This is a genomic window from Pseudomonas sp. 1L-E-NC-VB-C3 (genome assembly GCF_057291535.1).
On the sequence record NZ_JBXAWD010000001.1, the window covers coordinates 436230 to 463020 of the forward strand.

Sequence of the window (26791 nt, forward strand, 5' to 3'; positions counted from 1 at the left end):
CACCGCTTTCGCGAGCAGGCTCGCTCCCACAGTGGGTTCTGGTGTGGGCAGTTATTGCGCGGTAGCTTTGAGGCCTGTGAGCAGCAGGCGTTGGAAAAGGTCCTCCTTCAGGCCCTCCGGATTGGTCAGCTGCATCCGCTCAAGGTGTTCCGGGAACGTTGAGGCCTCCGGCGCATCCAGCGCTGCCTTGCCCAATTCCAGAATCTCAGTCAGCTTGAACTTGCTCTTCAGCCAGTTCAGCGCCCGCAGCAGATCACGTTCGATCGCGGTGAAATCACAGCCCAGCGGATACTCCGGAAACAGGTTCGGATGTCGCGCGGCAATCGCCTGCAAGCGTTGCGGTGTGTTATCGGCAAACCGTGGATCGATACGGAAATCCTTTGGCAGCTTGCCGACTTTCTGCGCCTGTTCGATCAGTCCCGGCTGGAAGCGAGAATCGCTGATGTTGAGCAGCGCTTCGATCACCGCTGCGTCGGATTTTCCGCGCAGGTCGGCGATGCCGTACTCGGTGACGACGATGTCGCGCAGGTGCCGCGGGATCGTGCAGTGGCCGTAGTCCCAGACGATATTGGAACTGACCTCGCCGCCCGATTCGCGCCAGCTGCGCAGGATCAACATCGATCGCGCGCCCTCCAGCGCATGGCCCTGAGCAACAAAGTTGTACTGGCCGCCAACCCCGCTGAGCACGCGTCCGTCTGCCAATTGATCAGCCACGCCGGCGCCGAGCAGAGTCATGGTGAACACGGTGTTGATGAAGCGCGCATCGATGCGCTGCAAGCGCTTGAGCTCTTCCTGGCCGTACAGCTCGTTGATGTAGCTGATACGGGTCATGTTGAATTCCAGCAGCTTGCTTTGCGGCAACTCGCGCAGCCGTTCATAAAAGCTGCGCGGCCCGAGGAAGAAGCCGCCGTGGACGCAGATACCGTCAGGCTGTGCCGCTTCATCTAGGCTGCCGGCGTTGGCCTGCTCTTGGGTCGGCACATCCGGATAGACCTTGCGCCGGATGATCCCGGCATCCGCCAAAACCAGCAGCCCGTTGACGAACATCTCGCTGCAACCGTAGAGGCCTTTGGCAAATGGCGCGGTGCCGCCCTCGCGCTGAATCAATTGCGCCCATTGGCTGAGGTTGATGTCATTGAGCACCGCCTGATAGCCGGCGTTATCGGCCTGCCGCGCGAGTAGCGCAGCAGTCAACGCATCCCCCATCGAGCCGATACCAATTTGCAATGTACCGCCATCGCGCACCAGCGCACTGGCGTGCAAGCCAATGAAATGATCCTGAAAGCCCACCGGCATATTCGGCGTGGAAAACAGCGTGCTGCTGTCCTTTTCGTCGATCAGCAGATCAAACGTGTCGATATCGACTTCCGCATCGCCGGGCATGTACGGCAGATCCGTATGGACCTGGCCGACCAGCACAATGGTCTCCCCCGCTTCGCGGCGCTTGGCGATCATCGGCAGCAGGTCGAGGGTGATGTCCGGGTTGCAGCTCAGGCTCAGACGATCGGGATGCTCACTGTTGCTGGCCAGCAGTTGCGCCACAAGGTTCAGGCCCGCCGCATTGATGTCGCGGGCAGCATGGCTGTAATTGCTGCTGACGTAATCCTGCTGCGCCGGCGCGCTGTTGAGCAGACTGCCCGTCTGCATGAAGAACTGTTGGATTCGGATGTTGGCGGGCAGGCTGTCATGCTGGAGATCGGCGAGAAAATCAAACTCCGGATAATCACCAAACACGCGTTCGACGAAAGGCTCGATAAAGCGCTTCTGCAACCCATCGCCCAGATTCGGCCGACCGAGGCACAGCGCGGTATAGATCGTCAGCTGCCGCTCGGGCAGGTCCTTGATGCGCCGGTATAGCGCGTTAACGAAGTGATTCGGCTTGCCCAACCCCAGCGGCAGGCCCATGTGGATGTGCGCAGGCAAACGCGCCAGCACGTCGTCCACCGCCTGTTCGATCGAACACAACTGCACCATCTGAAGCCTCCCGCCCGTTCTATTGATAGGGGTAGACCGAGATTGCCTTGAGTTTGCTGCAAAGGACAGTGTTTGGTTTGGAGGGATCAGGGCCTAAATGAATCGGAAACCAGAAACCACAGACACAAAAAAACCGTCCGAAGACGGTTTTTTTTCAAAGCCGGCGCTGATTACAGACCGGACATCTCTTTGATCGCGCCCTTGAGCTCTTCATCGGAGCAATCGGCGCAGGTGCCTTTTGGCGGCATGGCGTTGATGCCGGTGATGGCCTTGGCGAGGATGCCGTCAAGACCACCCTGATGATCGGCCCGCTCCTTCCAGGCTGCCTTGTCACCGATCTTCGGCGCGCCGAGCAGGCCCGTGCCGTGGCAAGCGTTGCAGTGTTTGGCGATCACGTCTTTAGGTGCCTTCGCCCCGCCGCCACCGCCAGCGGTAGCAGCCACTTCCATACCCTTGCATTCCTGCCCTTGAACACACACCTGGCCGACGGGCTCGAGGCGCTTGGCGATGTCGTCATTTGTCGCAGCTTGAGCGCTGACAGCCCAGAGGGCCAGTACGGTTGCTGGTGCGGCCAGCATTTTCATAATTAGGTTCACGCGTTCACCCTCAATGGTGGCTATTCACGCCTGCGGCCACGGTTCGCAGGCGGGCGCAAGTATAGCGGGTAGGCCGCTGTACTGAAACAACCCCATGGTTAGAGGGGTCTTGTTGCCCATCGGTAAAACGGTTCTGGGGCCTTTGCCGTATTGGCTTGGCGCCTTCTGCTTAGAAATTCGCTGGCGTGGCTGCGCTGATTAGTCGCGCCGGCACGTCAAAAGGATTACGGAAACGATGCGGCTTGGTACTTTCAAAATAGTAGCTGTCGCCGGCTTCGAGGATAAAAGTTTCCAGACCCACCACCAGTTCGAGGCGGCCTTCGACCAGAATTCCGGTTTCCTCGCCCTCGTGGGTGAGCATTTCTTCGCCAGTGTCGGCGCCCGGCGGATAGATTTCGTTGAGGAAGGCGATGGCGCGGCTCGGGTGGGCGCGGCCGACCAGTTTCATGGTCACGGCGCCGTCGGAGATGTCGATCAGCTCATTGGCCTTGTAGACGATCTGGGTCGGCTGGTCCTGCAGGATCTCTTCGGAAAAGAACTCGACCATCGACATGGGAATGCCGCCGAGCACCTTTCTCAGCGAACTGATCGATGGGCTGACGCTGTTCTTTTCGATCATCGAAATGGTGCTGTTGGTGACGCCCGCGCGTTTGGCGAGTTCACGCTGGGAAAGCCCTTTGAGCTTGCGGATCGATTGCAGTCGTTCACCGACGTCCAAGGCGGGAGCCTCCTGATGTTGTAAGAATATTGAGCGTTATCATGGCGACAGCGTTCAGTATTTACAACACTTGGCCCCCGCAGCGGCGTCAACCCTCGGAATAGAGCCTTGGCACACGTTTCAGGTTGCAGAAGATCTGATACGGGATGGTATCGGCCCACTTCGCCACATCGCTGGCGAGGATGTTTTTGCCCCACAGTTCGACGTTGGAACCGAGGCCCGCTTCCGGTATGTCGGTCAGGTCGATGCAGAGCATGTCCATCGACACACGCCCCAGCAGGCGGCTGAGTTTGCCGGCCACCAGCACCGGCGTGCCGGTCGGCGCCTGACGCGGGTAACCGTCGGCGTAACCCATGGCGACCACGCCGATGCGCATCGGCTTGTCGGTGATGAATCTGGCGCCATAACCGATCGGTTCGCCGGCCGGCAATTCACGCACGCTGATGACTTTCGATTCGAGGGTCATCACCGGTTGCAGGCGTTCGGCCACGGCGTTGACTTCTTCGAAGGGGGTCGCGCCGTAGAGCATGATGCCCGGGCGTACCCAGTCGCTTTGGATTTCTGGCCAACCGAGCACGGCTGGCGAGTTGCGTAGGCTGACTTCCGCCGCCAGACCCTGACGCGCCGCTTCGAACACCGCGACCTGCTCGGCGCTGCTTTGCGCATGCAGTTCATCGGCGCGGGCGAAGTGGCTCATCAACACGATTTTCGCGACTTTGCCGCTGGCCAGCAGACGTTGATAGGCCGCCGGATAATCTTTCGGATGCAGGCCGACGCGATGCATGCCGGAATCGAGCTTGAGCCACACCGTGATCGGTTTGCTCAGCACCGCCTGCTCGATCGCTTCGAGCTGCCACAGCGAATGCACCACGCACCAGAAATCATGCTCGACGATCAACGCCAGCTCGTCAGCTTCGAAGAAGCCTTCCAGCAGCAATACCGGTGCGCGAATCCCGGCGGAACGCAGCTCCAGTGCTTCTTCAATGCAGGCCACCGCAAACCCGTCAGCCTCGGCTTCCAGCGCCTGGGCGCAAAGCACCGCGCCATGGCCGTAGGCGTCCGCCTTGATCACGGCGAGCGCCTTGGCGCCGGTGACTTCGCGGGCAATTCGGTAGTTGTGGCGCAGGGCTTGAAGGTCGATCAGGGCACGGGCAGGACGCATGGCGGCAGACTTCTGGGCGGTCATGGGAAGAAAAACCGGCGCTGACTGACGACGCGAACCGTCAACAGCACCGGGAGAGGGATCTGTAAAACGTTATGGCAGCGCGGCGACGATGGATATCTCCACCAGAATGCTTGGCTTGGCCATCTTCGCTTCGACGGTGGCACGGGCCGGTGCGGCGCCTTTTGGCAGCCACTGGTCCCACACCGCGTTCATCCCGGCGAAGTGCGCTTCAATGTCGTTCAGGTAGATCGTCGCCGACAACAGATGCTGCTTGTCCGTCCCGGCCAGATCGAGCAGGCGCTCGATATTGGCGAGCACCTCGCGGGTCTGCTGTTCAATTCCGGCGTCAAAGTCGTCGCCGACCTGCCCGGCCAGATACACGGTGCCATTGTGGCTGACGATCTGACTCATGCGCTCATTGGTGAGCTGGCGCTGGATTGACATGTTTTGCGGACTCCTGGGTCTGGTTGCCGTAACGGGAAATATCGAGGCCTTCGGCGCTGATCTGCGGCTTTTTCTTCGCCATCAGGTCGGCGAGCAAACGGCCGGAACCGCAGGCCATGGTCCAGCCGAGCGTACCGTGACCGGTGTTGAGGAACAGGTTCTTGAACGGCGTGGCGCCAACGATCGGCGTACCGTCCGGCGTGGTCGGACGCAGGCCGGTCCAGAAACTCGCTTCGGCCAGATTGCCGCCCTGAGGATAAAGGTCGTTGACGATCATCTCCAGGGTTTCGCGCCGACGCGGGTTCAGCGACAGGTCAAAACCGGCGATCTCGGCCATGCCGCCGACGCGGATGCGGTTGTCGAAGCGGGTGATCGCGACCTTGTAGGTCTCGTCGAGAATGGTCGAGGTCGGCGCCATGTCCGGATTGGTGATCGGCACGGTCAGCGAGTAGCCCTTGAGCGGATACACCGGGGCCTTGATGCCCAGCGGCTTGAGCAACTGCGGCGAGTAGCTGCCCAGCGCCAGTACGTAGCGATCCGCAGTTTCCAGCTTGCCGTCGATCCACACACCGTTGATGCGGTCACCGGCGTAATCGAGCCTCTGGATGTCCTGGCCGAAACGGAATTCCACACCGAGCTTGCGCGCCATTTCGGCGAGACGGGTGGTGAAGATCTGGCAGTCGCCGGTCTGGTCATTGGGCAGACGCAGCGCGCCAGCGAGAATGTCAGTTACGCCTGCCAGAGCCGGTTCGACGCGGGCAATGCCGGCGCGGTCGAGGACTTCAAAGGGCACGCCGGATTCTTTCAGCACGGCGATGTCTTTGGCGGCGTTATCCAGTTGCGCCTGGGTGCGGAACAACTGCGTGGTGCCGAGGCTGCGGCCTTCGTAGGCGATACCGGTTTCGGCGCGCAATTCATCGAGGCAGTCGCGGCTGTACTCGGACAGACGCACCATGCGCTCCTTGTTCACCGCGTAACGGCTGGCGGTGCAGTTGCGCAGCATTTGCGCCATCCACAGGTATTGGTCGATATCAGCGGTGGCCTTGATCGCCAATGGCGCATGGCGTTGCAGCAACCACTTGATGGCCTTGAGCGGCACGCCCGGCGCGGCCCAGGGCGAGGCGTAACCCGGCGAGACCTGGCCGGCGTTGGCGAAACTGGTCTCCATGGCCGCAGCAGGCTGCCGGTCGACCACCACCACTTCAAACCCGGCACGGGCCAGATAGTAAGCACTGGCGGTACCGATGACGCCGCTACCCAAGACCATGACGCGCATTTTCAATCCCTCATCGCGGCTTTTCGCCGAACTGTTTGTTAGAGCAATGATGGGCGCAGTGTAAAAAAGAAATGCCAGTGCTTTTCACTATATAAGCGCCTATATTTGGCGACAATTCTCGGCAAAAACCCTTTTCACGGAGGCGCATCCCCTATGCGTACCAACACTCAGACCAAACGTGAGCTGGACAAGATCGACCGCAACATCCTGCGCATCCTCCAGGCGGACGGGCGGATTTCCTTTACCGAACTCGGGGAAAAGGTCGGCCTCTCGACCACGCCGTGCACCGAGCGCGTGCGGCGTCTGGAGCGCGAGGGGATCATCATGGGCTACAACGCCCGGCTCAATCCGCAGCATTTGAAGGGTAGCCTGCTGGTGTTCGTCGAGATAAGCCTCGACTACAAATCCGGTGACACATTCGAAGAGTTCCGACGCGCGGTGCTGAAGCTGCCGCATGTGCTGGAGTGCCATTTGGTGTCAGGGGATTTCGACTATCTGGTGAAAGCGCGGATTTCCGAGATGGCCTCGTACCGCAAACTGCTCGGCGACATTCTGTTGAAGCTGCCGCATGTGCGTGAATCGAAGAGCTATATCGTCATGGAAGAGGTGAAAGAGAGCCTTTGCCTGCCGATTCCGGACTGAAATCGGCGGCGTCCCCTTCGCGAGCAGGCTCGCTCCCACATTTGAAATGCAATCTCCTGTGGGAGCGAGCCTGCTCGCGAAGAAGTCGACTCGGTCTGAACTGAACGCAACGGCTAAACCAACACCTGCCGATTCGCCGCCATGTACTCGAAAATCTGCTTCTCGACCCGTGGATGTATCAACTCCACCGGCCGCCGCTCGTTCGGGCACGGCAGGGTCTTGGTCGTACCAAACAATCGACAGATCAGCGGCCGCTCTTCATACACCGTGCAGCCATTCGGCCCCAGGTGCACACAGTTGAGTTCTTCCAGCGCGGCATCCTGCTCGGCGCGGGATTTGCGCGGCAGCCGGGCCATTTCCTCGGGCGACGTGGTCACCGGGCCGCAGCAGTCGTGGCAGCCCGGCACGCAGTCGAACGTGGGGATCTGCTGACGCAGGGTGCGGATTTTCTGACTGTTGCAGCTCATCGAAACGGTGACCAAAGTGGCGGGCTGATGATTGTGCCGCAAAAGTCCGGATCCAGACACCGCAGGCCGACCGATGTTGCCCACGTTCGGGCGCGCGGCTTATGCTCCGTCAAATTTTCTCGACACTCAGCCGTTGGATGATGCCCATGACCGCCCGCGCCCCGACCACCGCGAGCCAACCCCACGTTGCCTCTTATTACGCCGCCAGCAGCCTGCCGCAGCCTGACCATCCCGTGCTGCAAGGCGAGGTGGTGGCGGATGTCTGCGTGGTCGGCGGTGGCTTTTCCGGGTTGAACACGGCGCTGGAACTGGCCGAACGCGGTTTCAGCGTAGTGTTGCTGGAAGCGCACCGGATCGGCTGGGGCGCCAGCGGTCGCAACGGCGGGCAGTTGATTCGCGGTGTCGGTCACGGCCTTGACCAGTTCGCCAATGTCATCGGTGCCGAGGGCGTGCGCGAGATGAAACTCATGGGCCTGGAAGCGGTGGAGATTGTCCGTCGGCGCGTTGAGCGTTTCGGCATTGCCTGCGACCTGACCTGGGGCTACTGCGACCTCGCCAACAAGCCTTCCGATCTCGACGGTTTTGCCGAAGATGCCGAAGAACTCCGCAGCCTGGGTTATCGCTACGAAACCCGTCTGTTGCAGGCCAGTGAAATGCACACCGTGGTCGGTTCCAAGCGCTATGTCGGCGGTTTGATCGACATGGGTTCCGGGCATCTGCACCCGCTGAATCTGGCGCTGGGCGAAGCGGCAGCGGCGCAGCAACTGGGCGTGCAATTGTTCGAGCAATCGGCAGTGACGCGCATCGATTACGGCCCCGAAGTGAAGGTGCACACGGCGCAGGGCTCGGTGCGGGCGAAGACCCTGGTGCTGGGCTGCAATGCCTATCTCAATGACTTGAACCCGCAACTGAGCGGCAAGGTCCTGCCCGCCGGCAGCTACATCATCGCCACCGAACCGCTGAGCGCAGAGCAGGCGCACAACCTGCTGCCGCAGAACATGGCGGTCTGCGACCAGCGGGTGGCGCTCGATTACTACCGGCTCTCGGCGGATCGACGTTTGTTGTTTGGTGGCGCCTGCCATTATTCAGGGCGCGATCCGAAAGACATCGGCGCCTATATGAAACCGAAGATGCTTGAAGTGTTCCCGCAACTGGCCGGGGTGAAAATCGATTATCAGTGGGGCGGGATGATCGGCATCGGTGCCAACCGCTTGCCGCAGATTGGCCGGCTCGCCGACCAGCCGAACGTGTATTACGCCCAGGCCTATTCAGGGCATGGGGTGAATGCCACACACCTGGCCGGCAAGCTGCTGGCCGAGGCGATCAGCGGGCAGCATGGCGGCGGCTTTGATCTGTTCGCCAAGGTGCCGCACATCACCTTCCCCGGCGGTAAGCACTTGCGCTCGCCGTTGTTGGCGTTGGGGATGTTGTGGCATCGGCTGAAAGAGTTGGTCTGACGAATCAGGATCGTTCCCACGCTCCGCGCGGGAATGCATCCAGTGACGCTCTGCGTCACAGCGGACGCAGAGCGTCCGGGCCGGCGTTCCCACGCAGAGCATGGGAACGCTCTGCGGTATTCATATCCGCCAGAACGGCTTCAACCCCTCCTCCCTTGCCTGCTCCCGCGTCAACCCGACATCCTTGAGCTGCTCCGGTGTCAGGCCGAGCAACGCCTTACGCGTGTGCAGACGATGCCAGAACAGATCCCAGCGACTGAGGCCGGACGGCGCGTTACGCAGCAGATTGCGCGCGTTGTCCTTTTGCCCTGCCGCCAGTTCCTGACTGTGTAACGTCAGCCGCACATCGCTCAAGCCGTTCATTTTCGTTGCTCCTGTTTACTTGGGTAGCCAGAGATTCCATGATGCGCGGGCGAGCAAAACCATTACAGACTCAAAGAACCAGTATTAAATCCATACAGATTTGCCGATTCGCCGACTGAATGATTGATTTTTGCCGCATCTGTACTGGTTTTCACCAAGACGCACCGAGGCCACCATGACTCTGTATGTAAACCTCGCCGAATTGCTCGGCACCCGCATCGAACAAGGCTTCTATCGTCCCGGCGACCGCTTGCCGTCGGTGCGCGCCTTGAGCGTCGAACACGGAGTCAGTCTGAGCACGGTGCAGCAGGCCTATCGCGTGCTTGAAGACAGCGGTCTGGCCACGCCAAAACCCAAGTCCGGCTATTTTGTCCCCGTCGGACGCGAGTTGCCGGAGCTGCCCGCAGTAGGCCGCCCCGCGCAACGGCCGGTAGAGATTTCGCAATGGGATCAGGTGCTGGAATTGATCCGCGCCGTACCGCGCAAGGACGTCGTGCAATTGGGACGTGGCATGCCCGATGTTGGCTCACCTACCATGAAGCCGCTGCTGCGCGGGCTGGCGCGAATCAGCCGCCGGCAGGACATGCCTGGTCTGTATTACGACAACATCCACGGCAACCTCGAACTGCGCGAACAGATCGCACGGCTGATGCTCGATTCCGGCTGTCAGTTGAGCGCCAGCGATCTGGTGATCACCACTGGCTGCCACGAAGCGCTGTCCACCAGCATCCATGCGATCTGCGAGCCGGGCGACATCGTCGCGGTGGACTCGCCGAGTTTTCACGGCGCCATGCAGACCCTCAAAGGCCTGGGCATGAAAGCCCTGGAAATCCCCACCGACCCGCTCACCGGGATCAGCCTCGACGCCCTGGAGCTGGCGCTGGAGCAGTGGCCGATCAAAGCCATTCAGCTCACCCCAAACTGCAACAACCCGCTCGGCTACGTCATGCCCGAGTCGCGCAAACGCGCGTTGTTGACGCTCGCCCAGCGTTTCGACGTGGCGATCATCGAAGATGATGTGTATGGCGAGCTGGCCTATACCTACCCGCGCCCGCGTACGATCAAATCCTTCGACGAAGACGGCCGCGTGTTGCTCTGCAGCTCGTTCTCCAAGACCCTGGCGCCAGGGCTGCGCATCGGCTGGGTGGCGCCGGGCCGATATCTGGAGCGAGTGCTGCACATGAAATACATCAGCACCGGCTCCACCGCGCCACAACCGCAGATCGCCATCGCCGAATTCATCAAGGCCGGCCATTTCGAGCCGCACTTGCGGCGTATGCGCATGCAGTACCAACGCAATCGTGACGCGATGATCGACTGGGTGACGCGCTATTTCCCGGCCGGCACCCGCGCCAGTCGCCCGCAGGGCAGCTTCATGCTCTGGGTGGAGCTGCCGGAAGGTTTCGACACGCTGAAACTGAATCGTGCGCTGCACGATCAGGGCGTACAGATTGCCGTTGGCAGCATCTTTTCCGCCTCGGGCAAGTACCGCAATTGTTTGCGGATGAACTACGCTGCCAAACCAACAGCGCAAATCGAAGAAGCGGTGCGCAAGGTCGGTGCTGCGGCAATCAAATTACTCGCCGAGACCGACTGACCTTTTTTGCGCGCCCGGCGTCCAAATTGCCGACCTCAGCCGCCAACCGGAACGACCCTACGTGAGCTTCAGACAGCCCCTACTCGCTTTACTGATACTCGCCTCGTTCCTCAGCGGCTGCGCCAGCCTTGATGTGCCGCGCGAACCAAGCCAGGCCCTGCCGGCGTCGGACTCCAGCTTCGGCCGTTCGATTCAGGCTCAGGCCGCACCCTACAAAGGGCAATCGGGGTTTCGCCTGCTCTCGGACAGTGGCGAGGCCTTTACCGCACGCGCCGAGCTGATTCGCCATGCCCAGGTCAGCCTCGATTTGCAGTACTACATCGTCCACGACGGCATCAGCACGCGAATGCTGGTGGAGGAAGTGTTGAAGGCTGCCGACCGTGGCGTGCGCGTGCGCATCCTGCTCGATGACACCACCAGCGACGGCCTCGACCAGATCATCGCCACCCTTGCGGCACATCCGCAGATCCAGATTCGTTTGTTCAATCCGTTGCACCTGGGACGCAGCACCGGCGTCACGCGTGCGGCCGGGCGACTGTTCAACCTGTCCGTGCAGCACCGGCGCATGCACAACAAACTGTGGCTGGCGGACAACAGCGCGGCTATCGTCGGCGGGCGCAATCTGGGCGATGAATATTTCGATGCCGAAGCCAACCTGAATTTCACCGACATCGACATGCTCAGCATCGGCCCGGTGGCCGAGCAGCTCGGGCACAGTTTCGACCAGTACTGGAACAGCGCGCTGAGCAAGCCGATCGACGAATTCCTCTCCAGCCAACCGACCGCCGCCGACCTGCAAAACACGCGCACGCGCCTGGAAGAGTCGCTGGAAGAAACCCGCAAGCAGAACCACGCGCTGTATCAGCAGTTGATGAAGTTCACCACCGACCCGCGCATGGACATCTGGCGCAGAGAGCTGATCTGGGCCTGGAACCAGGCCTTGTGGGATGCGCCGAGCAAGGTCCTGTCCAAGGGCGAACCCGATCCGCATCTGCTGCTGACCACGCAACTGGCGCCGGAACTGACCGGCGTCAGCAAAGAGCTGATCATGATTTCCGCCTACTTCGTGCCGGGTCAGCCAGGGCTGGTCTATCTGACCGGGCGCGCCGATGCCGGGGTCTCCGTGAGCCTGCTGACCAATTCACTGGAGGCCACTGACGTGCCGGCGGTGCATGGCGGTTACGCGCCCTATCGCAAGGCGTTGCTTGAACACGGGGTGAAACTTTATGAACTGCGCCGCCAGCCTGGGGATAACTACGGCAGCGGGCCGCGAGTGTTCTACAGCAAGTCGTTTCGCGGTTCGGATTCGAGTTTGCACAGCAAGGCGATGATCTTCGACCGGCGCAAATCGTTTATCGGCTCGTTCAATTTCGACCCGCGCTCGGTGCTGTGGAACACCGAGGTCGGCGTCCTGGTCGACAGCCCGGAACTGGCCGAGCATGTGCGCGCACTGGCACTGCAAGGCATGGCGCCAACCTTGAGTTATCAGGCGAAACTCGAGGACGGCAAGGTCGTCTGGGTCACCGAGGACAACGGCCAGATGCATACCCTGACCAAAGAACCGGGGAGCTGGTGGCGGCGCTTCAACTCATGGTTCAGCACCAGCGTCGGCCTGGAGCGGATGCTGTAAAAAGCAAAGATCGCAGCCTTCGACAGCTCCTACAGTTGGAAATGCGTTTGCCCTGTAGGAGCTGCCGAAGGCTGCGATCTTTTTATCTCAAGCAGTCTGGATTTTGCCGAAGGCACCCTGGCGCAACAACAGGATAACCAACCCGAAAGCCCCAGCCGCCATCAACAGTGGCAACGCATGCCCGTTGATCCACTGACTCCCCGCCCCCGCCGCCAACGGCCCGACCAGACAACCGACACCCCACAACTGGGCAATATGCGCATTGGCGCGCACCAGCGCATCGTCACGATAACGCTCGCCAATCAGAATCAGCGACAGGGTAAACAAGCCGCCAGCACTGGCGCCGAACAGCACCCAAAGCGGCCAGATCAGCAGCGTGTCGAGCAGCATTGGAATGGCCAGACTCGACAGCATTAACACTACCGCGCACCCGGCAAACAGCGTGCGCCGCGACAGGTAATCGGCCAACGCGCCGATCGGTAATTGCAGCAGCGCATCGCCGACCACCACGGTGCTGACCATGGCCAGCGCGATTTCGGCGGTGAACCCCTGTTGCAGACAGTACACCGGCAGCAGCGTCAGGATCATCGCCTCGAACGCGGCGAACAATGACACCGCCCAGGCAATCGCCGGCAGCTCACGGGCGAAGCCCCACAGATCACCAAACGTGACGCTGTTGGCCTCGCTGCTCGGCGCGCCGCTGCGCCCCAGCAGCAGGAAAGGCGAGAGCGTCAGCAGACCGGCCCCGACCCAGAAACCGTAATCATGCTCGGTACCCAGCGCACCCAGCAGCAACGGACCGGACAGCTGGCTCAGCGCATAGCTGCTGCCATACAGCGCCACCAGACGCCCGCGCCACTGCTCGACCACCAGCTGATTGATCCAGCTCTCGCCAAGAATGAACACGATGGTCAGGATCACACCGATCAACAACCGCAGCAGCAACCAGATCGGATAACTCGGCAGCAGCGCCAGCAGGCCGATCGACAATGCCCCGGCCCACAGGCACAGGCGCATCAGGTTCGCCGTGCCGAAATACGCAGCGAGATGGCTGGAGACCTTCGCCCCGAGCAGCACGCCGATTGCCGGCATGGCTGCCATCACACCGATGGCGAACGAGCCGTAGCCCCAGCCCTCCAGACGCAACGACACCAGCGGCATGCTGACCCCCAGGGCCAGACCGACACTCAAGACAGACGCCAACACGGCGAAATACGTCGCCCACCGCATGTTCCACGCTCCTGTGGATATTTTTATATGCACCACAAAATCACTGTGGGAGCGAGCCCCTGTGGCGAGGGGATTTATCCCCGTTGGGTCGCGCAGCGGCCCCAAAACCTGCAACCACGATGTACCAGGTACACCGCGTGCAATGGTTTAGCGACTGCTTCGCAGCCAAACGGGGATAAATCCCCTCACCACAGAGGCACGCTCCCACAGGGGATCTCTGTCTGGTTCGGGAGCCTGACTGAATCAGGCTCCTCTTAGCGGTTTACAGCTTGATCCACGTCGCCTTCAGCTCGGTGTACTTGTCGAAGGCGTGCAGCGATTTGTCGCGACCGTTGCCCGACTGCTTGAAGCCACCGAACGGCGCGGTCATGTCGCCACCATCGTACTGGTTGACCCACACGCTACCGGCGCGCAGGGCCTTGGCAGTCAGATGCGCCTTGGAGATGTCCTGGGTCCACACCGCTGCGGCCAGACCGTATGGCGTGTCGTTGGCAATCTGGATGGCTTCTTCGGCGCTGTCGAAAGCGATCACCGACAACACTGGGCCGAAAATCTCTTCCTGAGCAATCTTCATCGCATTGCTCACACCATCGAAAATGGTTGGCTCGACGTAAGTGCCACCGGTCTCCTGGAGGATGCGCTTGCCGCCGGCGACCAGTTTGGCGCCATCGCTATGGCCGGATTCGATGTACGACAGCACGGTGTTCATCTGCTGGGTATCGACCAGCGCACCGACGTTGGTCGCCGGGTCCAGCGGATTGCCGGGCCTCCAGGTTTTCAGCGCCTCGATCACCATCGGCAGGAATTTGTCCTTGATCGAGCGCTCGACCAGCAGACGCGAACCGGCGGTGCAGACTTCGCCCTGGTTGAAGGCGATGGCGCTGGCGGCGGATTCAGCGGCGGCCTGCAGATCCGGCGCATCGGCGAAGACGATGTTCGGGCTCTTGCCGCCGGCTTCCAGCCAGACGCGCTTCATGTTCGATTCGCCGGCGTAGACCATCAGTTGCTTGGCGATCTTGGTCGAGCCGGTGAAGACCAGCGTGTCGACATCATTATGCAGACCCAGCGCCTTGCCGACGGTGTGGCCATAGCCCGGCAGCACATTGAGCACGCCTTTCGGAATACCGGCTTCAATGGCCAGCGCAGCGATACGGATGGCGGTCAGCGGCGACTTTTCCGACGGCTTGAGGATCACCGAGTTACCGGTCGACAGCGCCGGGCCGAGTTTCCAGCAAGCCATCATCAGCGGGAAGTTCCACGGCACGATAGCGCCGACCACGCCCACCGGCTCGCGAGTCACCAAGCCCAGTTGATCATGTGGGGTCGCGGCGACTTCGTCGTAGATCTTGTCGATCGCTTCACCGCTCCAGCTCAGCGCCTGCGCCGCACCCGGCACGTCGATGTACAGCGAATCGCTGATCGGCTTGCCCATGTCGAGGGTTTCCAGCAGCGCGAGTTCTTCGGCGTGCTGTTTCAGCAGGCTGGCGAAGCGGATCATGGTGGCTTTGCGTTTGGTCGGCGCCAGGCGCGACCAGACGCCGGAGTTGAAGGTGGCGCGGGCGTTTTCTACAGCACGGTCAGCATCGGCGGCGTCGCAGCTGGCGATCTTGCCGAGCAAGCGGCCATCGACCGGGCTGATGCATTCGAAGGTTTCGCCGGAAACGGCGTCGGTGTATTCGCCATTCAGGAAGGCGCGGCCTTCGATTTTCAGATCGCGGGCGCGTTGTTCCCAGTCGGCACGAGTCAGGGTGGTCATTCGGGTGTCCTCCTCTTATTGAATACGAGCACCGCAAGCGCTGCGGCGCTGTTCAAGAATTCTGCCCGGCCAGCCTGCACTTTCGGCCCGAGGCACCCGCCACCCTAAACCAGCGACCGGGTTTGTTTCAATATATTTGACATAAGCTGGCCATACGGCCTTGCGGTGTTCATTTTAATAAACATAGACTTTGGCCCATTCCAGCCAACGCGCCGTCATTAACGGAGAAAACAACAATGAACATCCAGAACGTCGTCGACATCAGCCTCGCCAGCAGCGCAGCCGAGCGTTATCGCCCGGACCCGGCGAAAGTGCTCAAAGGCGACCCTGAGCAAGCGGTGTTTCATCAATACGACAGCCCTTGTGGGCAAATGGGCGTTGGTGTGTGGGAAGGCGCGGTGGGCCAGTGGACGGTGAATTACACCGAGAATGAGTACTGCGAGATTCTGCAGGGGGTTTCGGTATTGCGTGACAGCGATGGCAATGCCAAGACCTTGCGCGTTGGCGATCGCTTCGTGATCCCGGCGGGTTTTCGCGGCACCTGGGAAGTGCTGGAGGCTTGCCGCAAGGTTTATGTGATCTTTGAACAGAAGGCTTGAGATGTTTGCTGGCTGATCGGCCCTCATCGCTGGCAAGCCAGCTCCCACAGGTTTTGTGCATGACACAGGTTCTGTGAAGACCGGCAATCAATGTGGGAGCTGGCTTGCCAGCGATAAGGCCCAACCGGTCACCGCAGAATCCAAGGCAAAAAAAAGGCCCGTATCTCACGATACGGGCCTTTTTCGCAGTCAGGAAAAATCAATTACTTGATTTTGCCTTCCTTGTACATCACGTGCTTGCGAACAACCGGATCATATTTCTTGATCTCGATTTTGTCCGGGGTAGTACGCTTGTTCTTGTCGGTAGTGTAGAAGTGACCAGTACCGGCGCTCGAGATCAAACGAATCAATTCACGCATGATTAGCTCCCTTAAATCTTGCCATCGCGGCGAAGTTCGGCGAGCACGACAGTGATGCCACGCTTGTCGATGATACGCATGCCTTTGGCAGATACGCGCAGACGCACAAAACGTTTCTCTTCTTCAACCCAGAAGCGGTGATGCTGCAGGTTCGGCAGGAAACGACGACGGGTTTTGTTGTTTGCGTGGGAAATGTTATTCCCAGTCACCGGACCCTTACCGGTAACTTGACATACTCTCGACATGCCTCAGCCCTCTAAAACCACATGCCCAACCCGGCATGGGTTGGCCGCTTAATCTCTCAGTCATTTGGCGCCAGGCGCCGCGTTTCTTTAGAGGTCTTACCGGCTACACCTACAGTGAAGGAACCGGGCCCCTAGAAAAGAGCGCTGCTTTATACCAGAAAGACCGGGGTGCAACAACAATCGGTGTGCAATCAATCGGCAAAAGGGCGATTTTTTCCGCCGCAGACGCCTTGGACAAAGGCTGCGGCCAGTTTTGACCACTCGTCGCAGAAATCCCGTCCTACAGGCGATTCAGACTTTTCATCGGGCGGCCCACGCTCGAAACCGCGCAAGAGTGCGCCTGAAAATGCAAAAAGGGGATAGTCATTTGCAATTCAGAGCTCTAGGGTAGGACTTTTCCAGACTGCACTTGCAGATGGGCCTTCGATCTGTAAAGGAAACCGACCATGCGCCTCGCTGCCCTACCCCTGTTGCTCGCCCCGCTCCTGCTGACCCCCCTCGCCCAGGCCGCCGCGTTGAGCGTGTGCACCGAGGCCAGCCCTGAAGGGTTCGACGTGGTGCAGTACAACTCACTGACCACCACCAATGCTTCGGCTGACGTATTGATGAACCGCCTGGTGGATTTCGACACCGCCAGCGGCAAGGTCATTCCGAGCCTTGCCGACAGCTGGGAAGTCAGCACCGACGGCCTCACCTATGTGTTCAAACTGCACCCGCAGGTGAAATTTCACACAACCGATTACTTCAAGCCGAGCCGCGAGCTGAGTGCCGAAGACGTAAAATTCAGCTTCGACCGCATGCTCGACCCGGCCAACCCGTGGCACAAAGTCGCGCAGAGCGGCTTCCCCCATGCGCAGTCGATGCAACTGCCAAGCCTGATCAAGAAGATCGACGCCCTCGACCCGCTGACCGTGCGTTTCACGCTTGATCATCCGGATTCGACCTTCCTCGCGACCCTGAGCATGGGTTTCGCCTCGATCTATTCCGCCGAATACGCTGACAAACTGATGAAGGCCGGCGCCACCGACAAACTCAACAGCCAGCCGATCGGCACCGGCCCGTTCGTGTTCAATCGCTTCCAAAAAGATGCAGCGATTCGCTACAAGGCCAATCCGGACTATTTCCGTGGCAAGCCTGCCGTCGACCCGTTGATCTTCGCCATCACGCCGGACGCCAACGTGCGCCTGCAAAAGCTGCGGCGCAATGAATGCCAGATCGCCCTGTCGCCGAAACCATTGGATGTACAGGCCGCGCTGAAGGAACCGACGCTGAAAGTCGAAAAGACTGACGCGTTCATGACCGCTTTCGTGGGCATTAACAGCCAGCATCCGCCGCTGGACAAGCCGGAAGTGCGCCAGGCGATCAACCTCGCTTTCGACAAGGCCAACTACATCAAAGCCGTGTTCGAAGACACCGCCGAGGCAGCCAATGGGCCATACCCACCGAACACTTGGAGCTATGCCAAGAACCTGCCGGGCTATCCGCACGACGTGGCCAAGGCCAAGGCGCTGCTGGCCAAGGCCGGCTTGAAGGACGGCTTCCAGACCACGATCTGGACGCGGCCATCGGGCAGCCTGCTCAACCCGAACCCAAGCCTCGGCGCGCAGATGCTGCAGTCGGATCTGGCCGAGATCGGCATCCAGGCAGAAATTCGTGTGATCGAATGGGGCGAGCTGATTCGTCGCGCCAAGGCCGGCGAACATGATCTGCTGTTCATGGGCTGGGCCGGTGACAACGGCGACCCGGACAACTTCCTCACTCCGCAGTTTTCCTGCGCAGCAGTGAAGTCCGGGACCAACTTCGCGCGGTACTGCAACGCCGATCTGGACAAGCTGATCAGCGCCGGCAAGACCACCAGCGAGCAAGGCGTGCGCACCAAGCTGTATGAGCAGGCACAAGCGCAGATCCAGCAGCAGGCATTGTGGCTGCCACTGGCGCACCCGACGGCCTACGCTTTGACGCGCAAGGATGTTCAGGGTTATTCCGTCAGCCCGTTTGGCCGGCAGGATTATTCCAAGATCAGCCTCAAATAACCTGCCTGACACACCGGTGGATGGAAACAATCTGTGGGAGCGAGCCCGCTCGCGAAAGCGGTCTTTCAGCAAACAATGATGCTGACTGATAAAACGCCTTCGCGAGCAGGCTCGCTCCCACAAGGTCCAGAATCGGCGCCGAGAACTACATCCAACCACACTCCGCCATCGACAGCGGCTCGCCGTCGCCGACGATGAAGTGATCGAGCACTCGCACGTCAATCAGTTCCAGGGTTTTCTGCAGGCGCTTGGTCAGCAGCCGATCTGCCTGACTCGGATCGGTGTTGCCGGACGGATGGTTGTGACACAGGATCACCGCCGCCGCGTTATTGGCCAGCGCCCGCTTCACCACCTCCCGTGGGTGCACGCTGGTGTTGTCGATCGAGCCGCGAAACAGCGCCTCGAAATTAAGCACCTGATGCTTTGAATCGAGAAACAGGCAGCCGAACACCTCGTGCGGCTCATGCCGCAGCATCGCCTTGAGGTAATCGCGGACGACCTGAGGGTTCTCCAGTGCCGGTTTCTGTCGTGAGCGCTCGGCCAGATGGCGCTTGCTCATTTCCTGCGCGGCTTGCAGCTGCGCGAACTTGGCGGGGCCGAGGCCCAGTTGTTTGCTGAATGCGTCCTGATCGGCCTCGAGCAGCAAACGCAGGCCACCGAATTGCGTCAGCAGATGTCTGGCGAGGTCCACAGCGCTTTTTCCGGGCAATCCGGTGCGCAGAAAAATCGCCAACAACTCAGCGTCCGAAAGACTCCCTGCGCCGTGTTCCAACAGCCTTTCCCGAGGCCGTTCCGCCGCCGGCCAATCGCGAATACTCATAGCACCTCCTTGTCTGTGGGCGCCGCTGTTCCGTAGCGGTCGCTGTGATATCGTAGCCCATCTTTTTGGCGGTCGATTCAACCCTGGGGAGGGGTATCGCGCCGCCGTCATCAACGAAATGAAAGGCAGACCTATGCAGCGGCTGTATCGGAAACGCATCGTTCTGGGCGTCGGCGGCGGCATTGCGGCCTACAAGAGCGCCGATCTGGTTCGCCGCCTGATCGACCAGGGTGCCGAAGTGCGCGTGGTCATGACCCATGGCGGCGCCGAATTCATTACCCCGCTGACCATGCAGGCCCTGTCGGGCCACCCGGTTCACCTCGACTTGCTCGACCCTGCCGCCGAAGCCGCCATGGGTCATATCGAGCTGGCGAAATGGGCCGATCTGGTGCTGATCGCCCCGGCCACCGCCGACCTGATCGCCCGTCTGGCCCAAGGCATTGCCAACGATCTGCTGACCACGCTGGTGCTGGCCACTGATGCCGTGGTTGCCGTCGCACCAGCGATGAACCAGGCGATGTGGCGCGACCCGGCGACCCAGGCCAACCTGCAACTGTTGGAGAGCCGTGGCCTGAAGACTTTCGGCCCGGCCTCGGGCAGCCAGGCCTGCGGCGACGTCGGCATGGGCCGCATGATGGAAGCCACCGATCTGGCACTGCTCGCCGCCGATTGCTTCCAGCGCCAGGCCCTGACCGGCAAGCATGTGGTGATCACCGCCGGCCCGACTCAGGAAAACATCGACCCGGTGCGTTACATCACCAACCACAGCTCCGGCAAAATGGGTTTTGCCCTCGCCGAAGCAGCCGTGGAAGCCGGCGCCCGTGTGACGTTGATCAGCGGCCCGGTGCACCTGCCGACGCCGGATCGCGTGACGCGGATCGATGTGGTCAGCGCCCGCGACATGCTCGCCGCCTGCGAATCGGCCATGCCTTGCGATGTGTTCATCTCGTCGGCAGCGGTGGCGGACTACCGCCCGGAAGTAGTAGCTCCGCATAAACTCAAGAAAGATCCTACGAGCGGCGACGGCTTCGTCCTGCAAATGGTGCGTAACCCGGACATCCTGGCCACCATCGCGACCCGTCCCGACCGTCCGTTCAGTGTCGGCTTCGCCGCCGAAACCGAACACCTGCTCGACTACGCTGCACGCAAGCTGAAGGACAAGAATCTCGATCTGATCGTCGCCAACGACGTCGCCAACCCGAGCATCGGTTTCAACAGCGAAGAAAACGCCTGCAGCGTCATCGACCGTGAGCTGCAAGCCACGGTTTTCGCCCAGACCAGCAAGAGCAAGATCGCTCGCCAACTGGTCACTTTTATCGCCGAACGTCTGAACCAGGTTTAATTTACATGCACGCTTTGCAAGCCAAGATCCTCGATCCACGCATCGGCACCGAATTCCCGCTGCCGCAATACGCCACGCCGGGCTCCGCCGGCCTCGACCTGCGCGCCATGCTGGAACAGGACATCGTGATCAAACCGGGTGAAACCGTGCTGATTCCCACCGGCCTGTCGGTGTACATCGGCGACCCGAATCTCGCCGCGCTGATCCTGCCGCGCTCGGGCATGGGCCACAAACATGGCATCGTGCTGGGCAATCTGGTCGGCCTGATCGACTCCGATTACCAGGGCCCGCTGATGGTCTCCTGCTGGAACCGCGGCCAGAGCGACTTCACCATGACCGTCGGCGAACGCCTGGCGCAATTGGTGCTGGTACCGGTGGTGCAGGCGCATTTCGAAATGGTTGAAGAGTTTGTCGAGACCGAGCGCGGTACCGGCGGCTTTGGCCACACTGGCACCAAATAACCGGATAGAAATTATGGGGTGAGGGGATTTATCCCCGTTGGGCTGCGAAGCGGCCCCAAGATTTTGGGTCTGCTGCGCAGCCCATCGGGGATAAATCCCCTCGCCACAAAAAATGCGCTATATCGGCAGCAGGTTTTAACACCGTAAATCAAGGTTTTGCCGGCCGAAAGCCACGCCAGGCGAGGCGTCATGGCCCTTTCATAGCACGAACTCTCTGTGGAAAACGCCGTCATACCCTTCAGTTTGAGCCTGCCGTCGAATCATTCGCCGGTCTGTCCCGCCCTTTTCGAGATGGAGCATGTCCACAAATGAGCACCCCCGCCAAGATCGCCCCGACGCTGCCTGACAGCATTTTCCGCGCCTACGACATTCGTGGCACCGTGCCGGAATTCCTCAACGGTGAAACCGCCTACTGGATCGGTCGCGCCATCGGCTCGCAGAGCCTGGCCCAGGGCGAGCCGAACGTGTCGGTCGGTCGTGACGGTCGCCTGTCCGGCCCGGAGCTGGTCGCGGAACTCATTCGCGGCATCGCCGAGAGCGGTTGCCACGTCAGCGATGTCGGCCTGGTGCCAACGCCGGCACTGTACTACGCCGCCAACGTGCTGGCCGGCAAGTCCGGGGTGATGCTCACCGGTAGCCACAATCCGTCGAACTACAACGGCTTCAAAATCGTCATCGCCGGCGACACCCTCGCCAACGAACAGATTCAGGTGCTCCACGAGCGCATCAAGAACAACGACCTGAGCAGCGGCCAGGGCAGCGTCACCCAGGTCGAAATCCTCGACCGCTACAACACCGAAATCGTCCAGGACATCAAACTGGCCCGCCGCCTGAAAGTCGTGGTCGACTGCGGCAACGGCGCGGCCGGCGTGATCGCCCCGCAACTGATCGAAGCGCTGAACTGCGAAGTCATCCCGCTGTTCTGCGAAGTCGACGGCAACTTCCCGAACCATCACCCGGATCCGGGCAAACCGGAAAACCTCGTAGACCTGATTGCCAAAGTCAAAGAGACCAACGCCGATATCGGCCTGGCCTTCGACGGTGACGGCGACCGCGTTGGCGTGGTGACCAATACCGGCAGCATCGTCTACCCGGATCGCCTACTGATGCTGTTCGCTCGCGACGTAGTGGCGCGCAACCCGGACGCGGAAATCATCTTCGACGTCAAATGCACCCGTCGCCTGGTGCCATTGATCAAGGAATACGGTGGTCGGCCGCTAATGTGGAAGACCGGTCACTCGTTGATCAAAAAGAAAATGAAACAATCCGGCGCGCTGTTGGCCGGCGAAATGAGCGGGCACATCTTCTTCAAGGAGCGCTGGTTCGGTTTCGACGACGGCATTTACAGCGCCGCACGTCTGCTGGAGATCCTCAGCAAGGAAAAATCCACTGCTGAAGAGCTGTTTGCGACCTTTCCGAACGATATTTCCACGCCGGAAATCAATATCCATGTGACCGAAGAGAGCAAATTCAGCATCATTGATGCACTGCACGATGCTCAGTGGGGCGAAGGCGCCGACCTGACCACCATCGACGGCGTGCGTGTCGATTACGCCAAAGGCTGGGGCCTGGTGCGCGCGTCCAACACCACACCGGTGCTGGTGCTGCGCTTCGAGGCCGATGACGAGGCTGAATTGCAGCGCATCAAGGATGTGTTCCACGCCCAACTGAAACGCGTTGCACCTGATCTCCAACTACCGTTCTGATCCACCCGGAGCCCTGAATGACCCTCGAACGCGAAGCCGCCGCCAACACTGCCAAGGTCCTGTCCGAAGCGCTGCCTTACATCCGACGCTATGTCGGCAAGACCCTGGTGATCAAATACGGCGGCAACGCGATGGAAAGCGAGGAGCTGAAAACCGGCTTCGCCCGCGACATCGTGCTGATGAAAGCCGTGGGCATCAACCCGGTGGTCGTGCACGGTGGCGGCCCGCAGATCGGTGATCTGCTCAAGCGCCTGTCGATCGAAAGCCACTTCGTCGACGGCATGCGCGTTACCGACGCGGCGACCATGGACGTGGTGGAAATGGTCCTTGGCGGTCAGGTCAACAAGAGCATCGTCAACCTGATCAACCGCCATGGCGGCAGCGCCATCGGCCTGACCGGTAAGGATGCCGGGCTGATCCGGGCGAAGAAGCTCACCGTCTCCCGTCAGACCCCGGAGATGACCCAGCCGGAAATCATCGACATCGGCCATGTCGGCGAAGTCGTCGGCATCAATACCGAGCTGTTGAATCTGCTGGTCAAAGGCAACTTCATCCCGGTCATCGCGCCGATTGGCGTCGGTGAGAACGGCGAGTCGTACAACATCAACGCCGACCTGGTGGCGGGCAAGGTTGCCGAAGCACTGAAAGCTGAAAAGCTGATGCTGCTGACCAACATTGCCGGCCTGATGGACAAGTCGGGCACCGTGCTGACCGGCCTGAGCACGCAGCAGGTCGACGACCTGATCGCCGATGGCACGATCTACGGCGGCATGCTGCCGAAGATCCGCTGCGCACTGGAAGCGGTTCAGGGTGGCGTAGGTAGTTCGTTGATCATCGACGGTCGTGTGCCGAACGCGATTCTGCTGGAAATCTTCACTGATACTGGCGTGGGTACGCTGATCAGCAATCGCAAGCGTCCTTGATCGCTGATACACCGGAGATCGCAATCTGCGGCAGCGCCTGCAAATTTCGTTGATGCGAAATTTCTGTAGGAGCTGACGAAGGCTGCGATCTTTTTTGTGCGCGCAGGAAACGCCTGACTCGACACAGCGAAACGTCCGACATCCCTTCAGAACAAATCTCCATAGGATCTTCCCCTCATCCAACGGAGATCTTCCCATGCAAAAAAACAGCGTTCCTTACGGCAGTGACATTTCGGCTGGCACTTACGCCTGCGTGGACTGCGGCCGAGAGTATTCAGCCCCTTCGCAGACTTCGATGCCGCCCTGCCCTGACTTCACCGAAGCCTCTCACCCACTCAAGGGCTGGAAAGTGCTCACCGGCCAAGGAGATGCACCCCAGGATCCCTACCCAGCCGCCAGCGACAAATAACCGGAGCGGCGACTCATGCAGATCTCGTTCACGATCGACGCCGATGCTTTCGAGCAGGAACAAAAGGAACCGGTAAAAAAGACCTTGCGCATCGGCGACGCTGAAATCGCCCATGCCCTGGAGCGCATCGCCAAAGCCAGCCTGACCGAATACCTGAAAATGCTGGTTGAGGGCGGCATGCCCAGCCGGGCGGACGAAGCCAAACAGGATCGCCTGCTGTATCTGATTCAGAGTTACTTTGGGCAAACCCTGCCGACCGAATCGCAGATCTCGACGATCTTTCAACTGACACAGAGCCAAAGCAAAACCCTGCTGAAAAACACCGTTTCGCGTTTTCGCAACCAGCTCGACGACATCCTGCAGCACAGCATGCGCGCCGTAATCCAGTCCGCCGAGCATGCGCAAAACGTGTTTCTGGTGGTGATCAGCTCGGACGTGATCCGCGATGAATTGAACATGCTCATCACCCAGAACGAGCCGACCTTCAAACCCATCACCAAACGCAAGGGCAGCGCCGGGCAATTCGAGATCAGCGAAGATTCCCACGCATTGCTCTGTGCAACGCTGGGTCTGAATGCCGTTCAGTGACATCGTCGCGGTCAGTGGCTTGCTGCTGACCCTGACCACGTTCATGTTCAATCTGGCATGGCCGGCGCTTAATGCAGCGTTGGCTGAGGATGAATTTCAAAAAGGTTCGCAGGGCCGAAAGCGCAGTCGAGACAAGGTGATGGCTGCTTTCTGCTGGCAAGCAGTGCCACTGACGTGCGCGTTTGTGGCGCTGTTTTACGTCAACTTGCCGGCTGCGGTTAGCATCATCGACAGCAGCACGCTGGATTTGTGGGATTTCGATGTGGATCGCACGTTGTACGTGATGGTGGTTGTAGCGCTGCTGGTGTTTGCGCTGGTCAATGCGGGACTGGCGCTGAGACTGCTGATCAAATGGCAAAAACTGCGTAGACCACTGTAGGAGCTGCCGAAGGCTCGGGCCGCGATCGGACGATCTTTTGATCTTGATCCTGAAAAACAAGATCAAAAGATCGCAGCCTTCGGCAGCTCCTACAGGTGCGTATCACACGCCAAATTGGGCGCGGTACGCTTCCACGGCTGGGAGGTGTTGCTTGAGCTGCGGATCGTCGGCGAGGAACTCCAACACCTGATTCAGCGAGACGATGCTGATCACCGGAATGCCGAAGTCGCGCTCGACTTCCTGGATGGCCGACAATTCGCCGTTGCCACGCTCCTGGCGGTTCAGCGCGATCAGCACACCGGCGGCTTTGGCGCCGTCTTGAGAAGCGATGATCTGCATCACTTCACGAATGGCGGTGCCGGCGGTGATCACGTCGTCGATGATCAAGACTTCGCCAGTCAGCGGCGCGCCAACCAGGCTGCCGCCCTCGCCGTGGGCCTTGGCTTCCTTACGGTTGAAGCACCACGGCAGATCACGATCGTGATGCTCGGCCAGCGCAACGGCGGTCGTGGCCGCCAGCGGAATACCTTTATAAGCCGGGCCAAACAGAACGTCGAAGGGGATGCCGCTCTCGGTGATGGCCGCAGCGTAGAAACGTCCCAGCTGGGCAAGGGCCGAACCCGAATTGAACAGGCCGGCATTGAAGAAGTAGGGACTGGTGCGCCCGGACTTCAGGGTGAACTCACCGAAGCGCAAAACGCCGCGATCGATGGCAAAACGAATGAAATCGCGCTGATACGCTTGCATGAAAAAAACCCCAAATACCACGGATTTAGCTAATTAGCTTGACGCCGTGTATCATACACGCACGCGATTTTTGGGGCCATTTATGCGGATCATCAGTGTGAACGTCAATGGTATTCAGGCGGCAGTCGAGCGCGGTTTGCTCAGTTGGCTGCAAGCCCAGAATGCCGACGTCATCTGCCTGCAGGACACCCGTGCCTCCGCCTTTGAACTGGATGACCCAGCCTTCCAACTGGATGGCTACTTCCTTTATGCCTGCGATGCTGAAGTCCCTGCCCAAGGCGGCGTGGCTTTGTATTCGCGGTTGCAACCGAAGGCTGTCATCAGCGGTCTCGGTTTCGAGACGGCCGACCGCTACGGGCGCTACCTGCAAGCAGATTTCGACAAAGTCAGTATTGCCACCTTGCTGTTTCCTTCGGGGATGAACGGCGATGAGGACTTGAACCAGAAGTTCAAGCTCATGGACGATTTCGGCAAGTACCTGGACAAACAGCGACGCAAACGTCGCGAGTACATTTATTGTGGCTCGCTGTACGTTGCGCAGCAGAAACTCGACATCAAGAACTGGCGCGACAGCCAGCAATCTCCAGGCTTCCTGGCGCCGGAACGCGCCTGGATGGACGAGATTGTCGGCAACATGGGCTATGTCGATGCGCTGCGCGAAGTCAGCCGCGAAGGCGATCAGTACAGCTGGTGGCCGGATAACGAACAGGCCGAGATGCTCAATCTGGGCTGGCGTTTCGATTATCAGATCCTGACCCCGGGCCTGCGTCGCTCGGTGCGCAGTGCACGCCTGCCGCGTCAGCCACGGTTTTCGCAGCACGCGCCGCTGATCGTCGACTACGACTGGACGCTGACCATCTAAGCG

At 60.3% G+C, this 26791-nt stretch carries 27 protein-coding genes and 1 pseudogene; 14 read left to right on the forward strand and 14 right to left on the reverse strand.

Annotation, left to right across the window (positions count from 1 at the left end):
• Nucleotides 1–51: 51 nt before the first annotated feature.
• The 6 genes from AC0Z5Z_RS01980 to dadA all read right to left on the reverse strand — a co-directional run bounded on the left by AC0Z5Z_RS01980 (nucleotide 52) and on the right by dadA (nucleotide 6173).
• Nucleotides 52–1974, reverse strand: coding sequence for an acetyl-CoA hydrolase/transferase C-terminal domain-containing protein (locus AC0Z5Z_RS01980; RefSeq protein WP_485610633.1), 1923 nt, complete (start codon nucleotides 1972–1974; stop codon nucleotides 52–54).
• 170 nt (nucleotides 1975–2144) lie between these two features.
• A complete protein-coding gene (locus tag AC0Z5Z_RS01985) occupies nucleotides 2145–2558 on the reverse strand; it encodes a c-type cytochrome (RefSeq protein WP_039757383.1) in 414 nt (137 codons plus the stop codon).
• A 181-nt stretch (nucleotides 2559–2739) separates the two neighbouring features.
• Nucleotides 2740–3288, reverse strand: a complete 549-nt coding sequence (locus tag AC0Z5Z_RS01990) for a cupin domain-containing protein (protein ID WP_016772566.1) — start codon at nucleotides 3286–3288, stop codon at nucleotides 2740–2742.
• Nucleotides 3289–3376: 88 nt separating this feature from the next.
• Nucleotides 3377–4450, reverse strand: coding sequence for an alanine racemase (alr, locus tag AC0Z5Z_RS01995; RefSeq protein ID WP_041476646.1), 1074 nt, complete (start codon nucleotides 4448–4450; stop codon nucleotides 3377–3379).
• 93 nt (nucleotides 4451–4543) lie between these two features.
• Nucleotides 4544–4897: a RidA family protein gene (locus tag AC0Z5Z_RS02000; protein WP_041476645.1), complete on the reverse strand. Its 354-nt coding sequence runs from the start codon at nucleotides 4895–4897 to the stop codon at nucleotides 4544–4546.
• Nucleotides 4869–6173 carry a D-amino acid dehydrogenase gene (gene dadA, locus AC0Z5Z_RS02005; protein ID WP_056791607.1) on the reverse strand — a complete coding sequence of 435 codons (1305 nt, stop codon included), beginning with the start codon at nucleotides 6171–6173 and terminating at the stop codon, nucleotides 4869–4871. The genes AC0Z5Z_RS02000 and dadA overlap by 29 nt, the downstream gene beginning before the upstream one ends.
• A 153-nt stretch (nucleotides 6174–6326) precedes the next feature.
• Here dadA and AC0Z5Z_RS02010 point away from each other — a divergent pair, with 153 nt between their 5' ends.
• Nucleotides 6327–6815 (forward strand): Lrp/AsnC ligand binding domain-containing protein, encoded by a 489-nt coding sequence (locus AC0Z5Z_RS02010; protein ID WP_010465173.1) that lies wholly within the window; start codon nucleotides 6327–6329, stop codon nucleotides 6813–6815.
• A 113-nt stretch (nucleotides 6816–6928) separates the two neighbouring features.
• Here the strand turns inward: AC0Z5Z_RS02010 and AC0Z5Z_RS02015 are convergent, their stop codons facing one another.
• A complete protein-coding gene (locus AC0Z5Z_RS02015) occupies nucleotides 6929–7282 on the reverse strand; it encodes a YkgJ family cysteine cluster protein (RefSeq protein ID WP_041476668.1) in 354 nt (117 codons plus the stop codon).
• A 146-nt stretch (nucleotides 7283–7428) separates the two neighbouring features.
• Between AC0Z5Z_RS02015 and AC0Z5Z_RS02020 the strand changes: the two genes are divergently transcribed.
• Entirely contained in the window at nucleotides 7429–8739 is a 1311-nt protein-coding gene (locus AC0Z5Z_RS02020) for an NAD(P)/FAD-dependent oxidoreductase (protein WP_485610634.1), read from the forward strand.
• 120 nt (nucleotides 8740–8859) lie between these two features.
• On the opposite strand, the gene AC0Z5Z_RS02025 is transcribed toward AC0Z5Z_RS02020, so the two are convergent.
• Nucleotides 8860–9102 (reverse strand): DUF1127 domain-containing protein, encoded by a 243-nt coding sequence (locus AC0Z5Z_RS02025; RefSeq protein WP_041476642.1) that lies wholly within the window; start codon nucleotides 9100–9102, stop codon nucleotides 8860–8862.
• A 175-nt stretch (nucleotides 9103–9277) separates the two neighbouring features.
• Here AC0Z5Z_RS02025 and AC0Z5Z_RS02030 point away from each other — a divergent pair, with 175 nt between their 5' ends.
• Both AC0Z5Z_RS02030 and AC0Z5Z_RS02035 read left to right on the forward strand, forming a co-directional pair.
• A complete protein-coding gene (locus AC0Z5Z_RS02030) occupies nucleotides 9278–10699 on the forward strand; it encodes an aminotransferase-like domain-containing protein (protein ID WP_041476641.1) in 1422 nt (473 codons plus the stop codon).
• Nucleotides 10700–10760: 61 nt separating this feature from the next.
• Complete coding sequence (locus AC0Z5Z_RS02035; RefSeq protein WP_217864871.1) at nucleotides 10761–12329, forward strand: phospholipase D family protein; 1569 nt, start codon at nucleotides 10761–10763, stop codon at nucleotides 12327–12329.
• An 87-nt stretch (nucleotides 12330–12416) separates the two neighbouring features.
• On the opposite strand, the gene AC0Z5Z_RS02040 is transcribed toward AC0Z5Z_RS02035, so the two are convergent.
• Both AC0Z5Z_RS02040 and AC0Z5Z_RS02045 read right to left on the reverse strand, forming a co-directional pair.
• On the reverse strand, nucleotides 12417–13559 hold the full coding sequence (locus AC0Z5Z_RS02040) for an MFS transporter (RefSeq protein WP_041476639.1): 1143 nt from the start codon (nucleotides 13557–13559) through the stop codon (nucleotides 12417–12419).
• A 262-nt stretch (nucleotides 13560–13821) separates the two neighbouring features.
• Nucleotides 13822–15315 (reverse strand): aldehyde dehydrogenase, encoded by a 1494-nt coding sequence (locus tag AC0Z5Z_RS02045; protein WP_485610635.1) that lies wholly within the window; start codon nucleotides 15313–15315, stop codon nucleotides 13822–13824.
• 236 nt (nucleotides 15316–15551) lie between these two features.
• On the opposite strand from AC0Z5Z_RS02045, the gene AC0Z5Z_RS02050 reads away from it, so the two are divergent.
• On the forward strand, nucleotides 15552–15914 hold the full coding sequence (locus tag AC0Z5Z_RS02050; RefSeq protein ID WP_056791593.1) for a cupin domain-containing protein: 363 nt from the start codon (nucleotides 15552–15554) through the stop codon (nucleotides 15912–15914).
• Nucleotides 15915–16117: 203 nt separating this feature from the next.
• Here the strand turns inward: AC0Z5Z_RS02050 and rpmG are convergent, their stop codons facing one another.
• Nucleotides 16118–16273, reverse strand: a complete 156-nt coding sequence (gene rpmG / locus AC0Z5Z_RS02055; protein WP_016772554.1) for a 50S ribosomal protein L33 — start codon at nucleotides 16271–16273, stop codon at nucleotides 16118–16120.
• 11 nt (nucleotides 16274–16284) lie between these two features.
• Nucleotides 16285–16518: a 50S ribosomal protein L28 gene (gene rpmB / locus AC0Z5Z_RS02060; RefSeq protein ID WP_007920377.1), complete on the reverse strand. Its 234-nt coding sequence runs from the start codon at nucleotides 16516–16518 to the stop codon at nucleotides 16285–16287.
• A gap of 446 nt (nucleotides 16519–16964) precedes the next feature.
• Here rpmB and AC0Z5Z_RS02065 point away from each other — a divergent pair, with 446 nt between their 5' ends.
• Complete coding sequence (locus tag AC0Z5Z_RS02065) at nucleotides 16965–18551, forward strand: ABC transporter substrate-binding protein (RefSeq protein WP_485610636.1); 1587 nt, start codon at nucleotides 16965–16967, stop codon at nucleotides 18549–18551.
• Between the two features lie 145 nt (nucleotides 18552–18696).
• Here AC0Z5Z_RS02065 and radC read toward each other — a convergent pair whose 3' ends face one another.
• On the reverse strand, nucleotides 18697–19371 hold the full coding sequence (gene radC / locus AC0Z5Z_RS02070) for a RadC family protein (protein ID WP_095181239.1): 675 nt from the start codon (nucleotides 19369–19371) through the stop codon (nucleotides 18697–18699).
• 133 nt (nucleotides 19372–19504) lie between these two features.
• Between radC and coaBC the strand changes: the two genes are divergently transcribed.
• The 7 genes and pseudogenes from coaBC to AC0Z5Z_RS02105 all read left to right on the forward strand — a co-directional run bounded on the left by coaBC (nucleotide 19505) and on the right by AC0Z5Z_RS02105 (nucleotide 25179).
• Nucleotides 19505–20713 carry a bifunctional phosphopantothenoylcysteine decarboxylase/phosphopantothenate--cysteine ligase CoaBC gene (gene coaBC / locus AC0Z5Z_RS02075; RefSeq protein WP_485610637.1) on the forward strand — a complete coding sequence of 403 codons (1209 nt, stop codon included), beginning with the start codon at nucleotides 19505–19507 and terminating at the stop codon, nucleotides 20711–20713.
• Between the two features lie 5 nt (nucleotides 20714–20718).
• A complete protein-coding gene (dut, locus tag AC0Z5Z_RS02080) occupies nucleotides 20719–21174 on the forward strand; it encodes a dUTP diphosphatase (RefSeq protein ID WP_016772550.1) in 456 nt (151 codons plus the stop codon).
• Nucleotides 21175–21476: 302 nt separating this feature from the next.
• Nucleotides 21477–22880: pseudogene (locus tag AC0Z5Z_RS02085) on the forward strand (phosphomannomutase/phosphoglucomutase); the annotation flags it as partial.
• A gap of 17 nt (nucleotides 22881–22897) precedes the next feature.
• Nucleotides 22898–23803 (forward strand): acetylglutamate kinase, encoded by a 906-nt coding sequence (argB, locus tag AC0Z5Z_RS02090; RefSeq protein WP_016772548.1) that lies wholly within the window; start codon nucleotides 22898–22900, stop codon nucleotides 23801–23803.
• A 196-nt stretch (nucleotides 23804–23999) separates the two neighbouring features.
• Nucleotides 24000–24212 carry a hypothetical protein gene (locus AC0Z5Z_RS02095; RefSeq protein WP_056791581.1) on the forward strand — a complete coding sequence of 71 codons (213 nt, stop codon included), beginning with the start codon at nucleotides 24000–24002 and terminating at the stop codon, nucleotides 24210–24212.
• Between the two features lie 15 nt (nucleotides 24213–24227).
• Complete coding sequence (locus AC0Z5Z_RS02100) at nucleotides 24228–24800, forward strand: hypothetical protein (protein WP_016772546.1); 573 nt, start codon at nucleotides 24228–24230, stop codon at nucleotides 24798–24800.
• Nucleotides 24787–25179, forward strand: coding sequence for a hypothetical protein (locus AC0Z5Z_RS02105; protein ID WP_095181238.1), 393 nt, complete (start codon nucleotides 24787–24789; stop codon nucleotides 25177–25179). The genes AC0Z5Z_RS02100 and AC0Z5Z_RS02105 overlap by 14 nt, the downstream gene beginning before the upstream one ends.
• A gap of 102 nt (nucleotides 25180–25281) precedes the next feature.
• Here AC0Z5Z_RS02105 and pyrE read toward each other — a convergent pair whose 3' ends face one another.
• Nucleotides 25282–25926, reverse strand: a complete 645-nt coding sequence (pyrE, locus tag AC0Z5Z_RS02110) for an orotate phosphoribosyltransferase (protein ID WP_056791572.1) — start codon at nucleotides 25924–25926, stop codon at nucleotides 25282–25284.
• An 82-nt stretch (nucleotides 25927–26008) separates the two neighbouring features.
• Here pyrE and AC0Z5Z_RS02115 point away from each other — a divergent pair, with 82 nt between their 5' ends.
• Complete coding sequence (locus tag AC0Z5Z_RS02115) at nucleotides 26009–26788, forward strand: exodeoxyribonuclease III (RefSeq protein WP_016772543.1); 780 nt, start codon at nucleotides 26009–26011, stop codon at nucleotides 26786–26788.
• Nucleotides 26789–26791 lie beyond the last annotated feature (3 nt).

Coding starts and splice junctions, on each gene's coding strand:
- AC0Z5Z_RS01980 (WP_485610633.1), bottom strand. CDS start 1,974: ATGGTGCAGTTGTGTTCGATCGAACAGGCGGTGGACGACGTGCTGGCG.
- AC0Z5Z_RS01985 (WP_039757383.1), bottom strand. CDS start 2,558: ATGAAAATGCTGGCCGCACCAGCAACCGTACTGGCCCTCTGGGCTGTC.
- alr (WP_041476646.1), bottom strand. CDS start 4,450: ATGCGTCCTGCCCGTGCCCTGATCGACCTTCAAGCCCTGCGCCACAAC.
- AC0Z5Z_RS02000 (WP_041476645.1), bottom strand. CDS start 4,897: ATGTCAATCCAGCGCCAGCTCACCAATGAGCGCATGAGTCAGATCGTC.
- dadA (WP_056791607.1), bottom strand. CDS start 6,173: ATGCGCGTCATGGTCTTGGGTAGCGGCGTCATCGGTACCGCCAGTGCT.
- AC0Z5Z_RS02010 (WP_010465173.1), top strand. CDS start 6,327: ATGCGTACCAACACTCAGACCAAACGTGAGCTGGACAAGATCGACCGC.
- AC0Z5Z_RS02015 (WP_041476668.1), bottom strand. CDS start 7,282: ATGAGCTGCAACAGTCAGAAAATCCGCACCCTGCGTCAGCAGATCCCC.
- AC0Z5Z_RS02020 (WP_485610634.1), top strand. CDS start 7,429: ATGACCGCCCGCGCCCCGACCACCGCGAGCCAACCCCACGTTGCCTCT.
- AC0Z5Z_RS02025 (WP_041476642.1), bottom strand. CDS start 9,102: ATGAACGGCTTGAGCGATGTGCGGCTGACGTTACACAGTCAGGAACTG.
- AC0Z5Z_RS02030 (WP_041476641.1), top strand. CDS start 9,278: ATGACTCTGTATGTAAACCTCGCCGAATTGCTCGGCACCCGCATCGAA.
- AC0Z5Z_RS02040 (WP_041476639.1), bottom strand. CDS start 13,559: ATGCGGTGGGCGACGTATTTCGCCGTGTTGGCGTCTGTCTTGAGTGTC.
- AC0Z5Z_RS02045 (WP_485610635.1), bottom strand. CDS start 15,315: ATGACCACCCTGACTCGTGCCGACTGGGAACAACGCGCCCGCGATCTG.
- AC0Z5Z_RS02050 (WP_056791593.1), top strand. CDS start 15,552: ATGAACATCCAGAACGTCGTCGACATCAGCCTCGCCAGCAGCGCAGCC.
- rpmG (WP_016772554.1), bottom strand. CDS start 16,273: ATGCGTGAATTGATTCGTTTGATCTCGAGCGCCGGTACTGGTCACTTC.
- rpmB (WP_007920377.1), bottom strand. CDS start 16,518: ATGTCGAGAGTATGTCAAGTTACCGGTAAGGGTCCGGTGACTGGGAAT.
- AC0Z5Z_RS02065 (WP_485610636.1), top strand. CDS start 16,965: ATGCGCCTCGCTGCCCTACCCCTGTTGCTCGCCCCGCTCCTGCTGACC.
- radC (WP_095181239.1), bottom strand. CDS start 19,371: ATGAGTATTCGCGATTGGCCGGCGGCGGAACGGCCTCGGGAAAGGCTG.
- coaBC (WP_485610637.1), top strand. CDS start 19,505: ATGCAGCGGCTGTATCGGAAACGCATCGTTCTGGGCGTCGGCGGCGGC.
- dut (WP_016772550.1), top strand. CDS start 20,719: ATGCACGCTTTGCAAGCCAAGATCCTCGATCCACGCATCGGCACCGAA.
- argB (WP_016772548.1), top strand. CDS start 22,898: ATGACCCTCGAACGCGAAGCCGCCGCCAACACTGCCAAGGTCCTGTCC.
- AC0Z5Z_RS02095 (WP_056791581.1), top strand. CDS start 24,000: ATGCAAAAAAACAGCGTTCCTTACGGCAGTGACATTTCGGCTGGCACT.
- AC0Z5Z_RS02100 (WP_016772546.1), top strand. CDS start 24,228: ATGCAGATCTCGTTCACGATCGACGCCGATGCTTTCGAGCAGGAACAA.
- AC0Z5Z_RS02105 (WP_095181238.1), top strand. CDS start 24,787: ATGCCGTTCAGTGACATCGTCGCGGTCAGTGGCTTGCTGCTGACCCTG.
- pyrE (WP_056791572.1), bottom strand. CDS start 25,926: ATGCAAGCGTATCAGCGCGATTTCATTCGTTTTGCCATCGATCGCGGC.
- AC0Z5Z_RS02115 (WP_016772543.1), top strand. CDS start 26,009: ATGCGGATCATCAGTGTGAACGTCAATGGTATTCAGGCGGCAGTCGAG.